Source organism: Bacteroidota bacterium, from assembly GCA_030706565.1.
Lineage (GTDB): Bacteria > Bacteroidota > Bacteroidia > Bacteroidales > JAUZOH01 > JAUZOH01.
Genome location: JAUZOH010000433.1, coordinates 1 through 3,004 on the forward strand (window position 1 = coordinate 1; position 3,004 = coordinate 3,004).

2 protein-coding genes and 1 other RNA gene are annotated in these 3,004 nt (G+C 38.6%); 2 read left to right on the forward strand and 1 reads right to left on the reverse strand.

The window, feature by feature from the left end; all coding sequences use genetic code 11:
* Together Q8907_15200 and Q8907_15205 are read left to right on the forward strand one after the other, a co-directional pair.
* The coding region (locus Q8907_15200; protein ID MDP4275619.1) for a glycoside hydrolase family 97 C-terminal domain-containing protein at window positions 1-286 on the forward strand (286 nt) is incomplete at its 5' end.
* 220 nt (window positions 287-506) lie between these two features.
* Window positions 507-2,672, forward strand: coding sequence for a glycoside hydrolase family 31 protein (locus tag Q8907_15205; protein MDP4275620.1), 2,166 nt, complete (start codon window positions 507-509; stop codon window positions 2,670-2,672).
* 216 nt (window positions 2,673-2,888) lie between these two features.
* Here Q8907_15205 and ssrA read toward each other — a convergent pair.
* Window positions 2,889-3,004, reverse strand: a transfer-messenger RNA (tmRNA) gene (gene ssrA / locus Q8907_15210); the annotation flags it as partial.

The following is a 3,004-nucleotide window of genomic DNA, read 5'->3' on the forward strand; positions in this document are numbered from 1 at the left end:
GTCTTCCAAGGTAGGTAATTATGTATTGATGGCCAGGAAGGCAAATAATGGCGACTGGTATATGGGGGCTATGACGGACTGGTCGCCCAGAAAATTAACCGCCAATTTATCGTTCCTGGGCAAAGGTAAATTCAAAATGTACATCTGGCAGGATGGCATCAACGCTGATCGTAATGCCAAGGACTTTAAAACTGTTATAAAAGATGTAGATTCTTCCTCGGATATTGCCATCGATATGGCCAAAGGAGGCGGATGGGTTGCACGGATTGTAAAATCTGACCTTTAGTTAGATTGAAATTTGCGATCCAGGGATAGGGTAAGAATTAACCAATGATAAAATGATTTAAGACTATACCAGACAAAAGGGAAAAATTAAAATTTGGATGGAATGAAAGCTGCCATTTGACTTTAAAATTGAGTTTTTTTCTGTTATGTAGGATTAAAATTATAGTCCTGTTTTATTTTTGGTATTGATGATAGCAAAGCAAATAATATAAATAAAAATTATGATGGAAAAAGTATTTAATCTAAGCTTATTTATTTTAATACTTAACACATTTTTTATTTTAAATGTTCACGCTCAAAATTCATATAAAGTTGAAGATGTCGCCCCGGGAGTTAAAAAAATAACCCTAGGCGTACCTGATAAATATACTCCTTATAGTTTTTGTTCAGAAAAACCACTTGTAAAATCTTTGGAAAATCTTCCTAAAAGTGACATGCCCGCTTATCTGAACGATATAAAGCTGGAAATAACGGAGCGAGGCTGTGTGGTTGAAATTCCACTTACAACTACCGAACAATTATATGGCTTCGGATTACAGATGAATTCTTTTGACCAGAAAGGATTAAAACGCCGCCCGCTGGTTAACGACAATCCCCTCAATAATCTGGGTTATACACATGCTCCTGTACCGATGTATGTTTCAACCAATGGTTATGCTGTTTTGGTGAACACTTCGCGCTATACAACATTTTACTGTGGGACGCTTAATAAACTTAATGATGACGGAATCAGGCAAACTAAGACAAATAATAAAACAGCCCTGTCGACAACCGATTTATATACTGACAATTTACCGGCGACAAAATCTGTCGTGGTTGATGTTCCCCAGGCAAAGGGCATAGAAGTTTTTGTGTTTCTGGGACCCGACATGAAAAATGCCATTCAGCGGTATAATTTGTTTTCAGGCGGGGGCGCTTTACCTGCAATTTGGGGATTGGGCGTAAAATACAGGGTGAAGGCCGACTCAAAAGACAGCAATGTATATAATACTGCACGGTATTTTAGAGAAAATCATATCCCCTGCGATGTTTTTGGTTTAGAACCCCGGTGGCAGACTGCCGCTTATTCATGTTCGTACAAATGGAATAATTCAACCTTTCCCAAACCCCAGCAATTAATTGATAGCTTAAAAAGGCTAAACCTTAAATTAAATCTCTGGGAACATGCCTTTGTTCATCCATCGTCGCCAATTTATGAAAGTCTGAAAAATTACTCGGGCAGCTATAAGGTGTGGAATGGGTTGGTTCCTGATTTCGCCGGTCCTGAAGCCTGTAAAATTTTTGGCGGTTATCATGACAGCACATTCGTAAAACATGGCATAGCAGGTTTTAAACTTGACGAATGTGATAATTCAAATATCTCGGAAGGTGGGTCTGTATGGTCGTTTCCTGAGTTAAGCCAGTTCCCGTCGGGAATAGACGGGGAGCAAATGCATCAAAATTTTGGGTTATTGTATGCAAAGGTGATTTATAGCATTTATAAAAAAAATAACATCCGTACCTATCTTGATTACAGGTCATCGGGTGCTTTTGCCTCTTCCATGACGGCATCGCTTTATAGCGATACATACGACCATAAGGAGTACATCCGGATGATTTCCAATTCGGGTTTTAGCGGATTATTGTGGTCCCCTGAGCTGCGAGAGTCACATTCGGATATCGAATTAATGAGGCGGATACAAACGGCAGTGCTTTCCGCACAAACCCTGGTAAATAGCTGGTATTTGCAAAATCCGCCCTGGTTACAATACGATATTTCCAAAAACAACAGCAATATTTTCCTTCCCAATGCCAGGGAACTTGAGGCTCTTGTGCGCATACAATTTAATTTCCGGATGAGTCTTATCCCATATTTATATTCGGCATTTGCTGCCTATCATAATGCGGGAATTCCTCCTTTCAGGGCATTAGTGGTTGACTATCCTGACGATAAAAATGTGAAAGATATATTTGATGAGTACATGATTGGTGAGGGTATATTGGCAGCTCCATTAACAGGGGATTCGGATATCCGGCAGGTGTATTTCCCGCAAGGTAATTGGTATAATTATAACACTAATGAGAAATATGAAGGAGGGAAAACTTATTCAGTCCGGGTTAACCTGTCGCAAGAGCCTGTTTTTGTAAAAGAAGGCACAATACTTCCATTGGCCGAACCGGAAGAATATATTTCAGCAAATACAAATTTTTCAATAACCTGTAAAGTATATGGGAAAAAGCTTTCGCAAACAAGCCTTTTTGAAGATGATGGCGTTACCTATGGTTATGAGACCGGTCAGTACAATAATGTCGAATTAATCTGGAACGGGAACAAAGGTACCGTAAAAAGAATTGGCAACTTTGGCAGGAAAAGGTATAAAATTAAAAAATGGTTACTGATTGATTAAATTAATTTAATCCGAATCATTTTGAAATTACATAAAAGAAAGGTAATCGAAATTTAAAAATGTATAAGATTTCGATGAAATCGATCCGGCAGGAAATAAAAAATCCTCAAAGTCAGCACTTTGAGGATTTTTTAAGGAGTTTTATTCATGAATCATCAGGGGCTTAAAAAATTCCCCATTTTTGTTATTTCTGTAAATTCTTGATCCCCTTTATTTTTGTGGAGCTGGAGGGAGTCGAACCCTCGTCCAAACAACTAACCAGTAAGCTTTCTACATGCATAGCTTGCTATTGTTTTTCGTGTTTAGGCTGGTAGCAGGCAGCCTACCTAAAC